The sequence below is a fragment of the Methylophaga sp. UBA1464 genome (genome assembly GCF_002325665.1).
Lineage (GTDB): Bacteria > Pseudomonadota > Gammaproteobacteria > Nitrosococcales > Methylophagaceae > Methylophaga.
Genome location: NZ_DCSO01000107.1, coordinates 5677 through 9439 on the forward strand (window position 1 = coordinate 5677; position 3763 = coordinate 9439).

A 3763-nucleotide genomic window follows, 5' to 3' on the forward strand; every position below is an offset into this window, starting at 1 on the left:
GTGATAACGCATCACTGATGTACTCGCCCTCAATCTGCTGACAAGGGGATGTAGGCCAATCCCGGTGGCCGGTTAACGCCCCGGCAAAAATCCGCACATCATCGACAAAATTAATTGAGCATTGGCCATGACGGATCAGGTTGTCATAAGTGCTCGAGGGCTTAAAGGGTTTAATCTGAAAGTGACCATTTACTTCCGATATACCCATTGGTGCTAAATGCGGTTTACCATTTTCAGCTATCGTGACAACGATAACTTCATGTATCCGACTGATCAGCCGTGCCACAGGCGCGCTCCTTTTTATTTGGTTTCTCAGTTTCAGCCGTTCCACAGGCACGCTGTTTACGTTTTCTCATAGTGGTACCTTCCGCTTTTTGCTCGGTCAGATCCTCTGGCTCGGGCTCAACGGCGCAACCCCATTGCAAATCCTCGTCCTGGGTGTAACGTTTGCCAAGTTGCCAGGCTATCTGAGCACGGGCCAACTCCACCCCAAGATAAAAGGCGTGACCTGGATCGTCTTTAACCTGCAATTGCGGATAAAAAGCAAACGGATCGGTATCCTGTATCAAACCATCACGGTTAAAAACATAAATGCCCTGCGGGGCAATCTTAATCCGGTAATTAGGATCTTTTATATTTTCCGAGAGCTGAATAATTTCCTGCTCCGTATCCGTAAATGGCCTGCGTTCGTGACTGACCAGTAAGTCTGCTGTGAAATCACGAGGCAGACTATTATCATCTCGTGCAGCAAACATCATCCGTCTAGCAACGTCTGCTTCTTTAATTGCTCGCCGGGCATGAGGGCTGACTTCGGTAGCCAGCACATTGGTAATTTTTAACTCAGAAATAATGCCAAACAGCAGGGCATTGATTCCGCTGGTATCCGCATCCGTCAGCTCCGTCAGGTTACCAATCCCCATCATCATTGGCGCATCGGGATATTTCTGTCTTAGCGTATGATAACGAACAATGGAGTCGGTCAGGCCAAAGTGAATCGGATCCAGAATCGGATCGGCTATCCAGGGTTTACCGATTTTATCCATGGCTTCCATGGCGCGTTCTAACGATGCCAAGGATCCTGGTTCTGCGGGCACCAGAATAGGGATGGCATCGGTTTCTTTAGCCAGATCGATGGTGTCTTCTGTCAGACTAAGCAGGTAATCTGCCCCAGCTTTAGCCGCTCGTCTCAAGTCATCCATCGATAGTGAGTCCACACTAACTTTAAAGCCATTGTCATGCAGGGCGGCTATGGCTTCTTCCATTAATGGAAATTTTTCTTCCGGCAGGCAACCGATGTCAATCACATTGGCACCCGAGTCCCCATAATAACGGGCTCGTTCCAGAATGCCTTCGATATCTCGTTGCGGCGCATCGACAATCTCAGCAAAAATATTTACATCATAACGACTAAGATCTGGAATTTTTCGGGCTTTGCCAAAAAACACCGGTAGATCTTTAATTTCATCTGGACCGCGAACGACTTCGATACCTAAATTTTTACTCAACTCTGCTAAATCCCCACGACATCGTCCAGGAACGATAATCTGTTTGCATCCAGCGTAGTCTTCCGCTTTCAACCGCCGAGCAATCATTTTATCTGTCATTAATGCCGCCACGGATAAGCCTAGCTGATGCACTCTATAGTCAAACGGCAAAGGCGCCATTTCATTCAACACCTTTTCAACACTCGGTTGAGCAAGTTTTCCGGTGAGAAAAAGAATGGTTTCAGCCATGATCGGCGTTAACTTGTTCCAGACGTTTTTTGAGTGTTTCGTATAACGCTTCTGCGGATTCCACTACGGTTGTCGCCTCAAAGGTGCGCAGTTTTTCGGTATGCCCCAGATCCACAGCTCTGGGCCATAATCGCACCATCCGATCGGGAGCAGGGGTATCAACTTCAGGAATAGCATCACAGGCTAATACAATACTTGGTACACGGCATTTTCCTGCTTGCGCATAAACATTGGTAACCAACGTATCAGATAAGCCCATTACCATTTTGGCCACGGTATTTGACGTTGCCGGTGCAACTACCAGGGTGTGGTAATCGCCTCGATAAAATAACCCGACAGGCGGTGAGCTGGCAGCTCTATCCCGATAGACATGTCCCCCATTGTTCAACGCCTTAGGATCGTGACCGTACATACGGATAACTTCTTCCCCGGCTCTGCTGTAAAACAAGTCGACATCAGGTAAATCGCGGATTATTTCCAGACATTCGTCCAGATAATGCCCCGACCCTGAGATTGCCCAGGCCAGTTTTGGCTTTTCAGGCCGTGATTGCATTGTTCGTTCTCACTTGATGTTAAGCCTTGAATTTTGCCAGACTCTGACCTAGTAGTAAAAATTAGATAGGTTACGGCTTTACAGATAAGTTAAAATTAACCACATAATTTGCAACGGATTGATGGGAGTCGCATATCTATGTCAGAAGCAGTGCCAAAAATAGTTGTCGTTGGTGGTGGAGCAGGTGGCCTGGAACTGGTTACCAAACTGGGGAAAAAACTTGGTAAGAAAAAGAAAGCCCAAGTTACTCTGGTGAGTAGTACTCACACGCATATCTGGAAACCCCTTTTACATGAAGTTGCTGCCGGAACTCTTGACTCTCATGAAGACGAAATTGAATATTTGAGTCAGGCCATGTGCAGTGGTTTTCGTTTTCGTCTCGGTAGAATGGAAGGCCTTGATCGTCAAAATAAACAAATAACCGTTGCGCCAACCTTCAACGAAGACGGTGTTGAAATTATTCCGCGTCGTAGTTTTGATTATGACTATCTCATTATTTCTGTTGGCAGTGTCAGTCATGACTTTGGTATCAAAGGAGTTAGCGATCATTGTCTGTTCCTGGATACCACTAAACAAGCCGAATATTTCCAGAATCAGTTATTAGAATCTTATCTGCGTGCCCATACGCAAGGTCGCCCTCTTGATGAGGGGCAGTTAAATATTGCCATTGTCGGTGCTGGTGCTACTGGCGTCGAGTTATGCGCGCAGCTCTACGAAGTCTCACATCTGTTAAATGCTTATGGACTGGATGAAGTTAAACCACAAGATGTAAAGCTTACTTTAATCGAAGCTGCTGATCGTATTTTGCCTGGGTTGCCCGAGAATATTTCTGCCGCGGCTCAACAGGAGCTGAATGAACTTGGCGTAGAAATCCTTACTGGTGAGCGTGTCATAGAAGTGACTGATACTGAGATCAAAACGCAAAGTGGCCGTAATATCCCTGCCGCAATCAAGGTCTGGGCTGCGGGCATTAAAGCGCCTGAGTTTCTCAAAGATATTGACGGGCTTGAAACCAACTGGATGAACCAATTAGTCGTAAAACAGACGCTTCAAACCACATTTGACGATGATATTTATGCGATAGGTGACTGCTGTGCCTGTAAATGGATAGGACAGGATCAGAATGTTCCCCCGCGTGCCCAGGCCGCGCACCAAATGGCCTCGCTGGTTTACAAGTCTATTGTCAATCGGATGAAAGACAAGGAACTGCCGGAATATCACTACCATGACTATGGTTCACTGGTTTCTTTAGGACGCTATGGTACGGTCGGTAATCTGATGGGTAATTTAAGCAAGGGCAGTATGAAGGTTGAAGGACTGATGGCACGCATGATGTATTTGTCTTTATACAAAATGCATCAGGTTGCTTTATTTGGCCCATTTCGTGTGCTGATGCTTTCGTTATCACATCTGTTCCGCCGGAGTGTTCATCCCAAGATTAAATTGCATTAATCCACGATGCGTATTCCTAAAAAAA

At 46.5% G+C, this 3763-nt stretch carries 4 protein-coding genes; 1 reads left to right on the forward strand and 3 read right to left on the reverse strand.

The features are described 5' to 3' along the window. The 3 genes from B3O33_RS14390 to B3O33_RS14400 form a co-directional block, all read right to left on the reverse strand. Positions 1-286 (reverse strand): DUF447 domain-containing protein (locus tag B3O33_RS14390; RefSeq protein ID WP_292363864.1); only part of this gene is annotated, 286 nt, incomplete at its 3' end. Next, the gene (locus B3O33_RS14395) at positions 258-1733 is read right to left on the reverse strand and encodes a DUF6513 domain-containing protein (RefSeq protein ID WP_292361063.1); all 1476 of its coding nucleotides are present in this window, start codon (positions 1731-1733) and stop codon (positions 258-260) included. The genes B3O33_RS14395 and B3O33_RS14390, both read right to left, overlap by 29 nt. Further along, the gene (locus B3O33_RS14400; RefSeq protein WP_292361065.1) at positions 1726-2286 is read right to left on the reverse strand and encodes a flavoprotein; all 561 of its coding nucleotides are present in this window, start codon (positions 2284-2286) and stop codon (positions 1726-1728) included. The genes B3O33_RS14395 and B3O33_RS14400 overlap by 8 nt, the downstream gene beginning before the upstream one ends. A gap of 138 nt (positions 2287-2424) precedes the next feature. Here B3O33_RS14400 and B3O33_RS14405 point away from each other — a divergent pair, with 138 nt between their 5' ends. Beyond that, entirely contained in the window at positions 2425-3738 is a 1314-nt protein-coding gene (locus B3O33_RS14405) for an NAD(P)/FAD-dependent oxidoreductase (RefSeq protein WP_292363865.1), read from the forward strand. The last annotated feature ends 25 nt before the right edge of the window (positions 3739-3763 follow it).

Coding starts and splice junctions, on each gene's coding strand:
- B3O33_RS14395 (WP_292361063.1), bottom strand. CDS start 1,733: ATGGCTGAAACCATTCTTTTTCTCACCGGAAAACTTGCTCAACCGAGT.
- B3O33_RS14400 (WP_292361065.1), bottom strand. CDS start 2,286: ATGCAATCACGGCCTGAAAAGCCAAAACTGGCCTGGGCAATCTCAGGG.
- B3O33_RS14405 (WP_292363865.1), top strand. CDS start 2,425: ATGTCAGAAGCAGTGCCAAAAATAGTTGTCGTTGGTGGTGGAGCAGGT.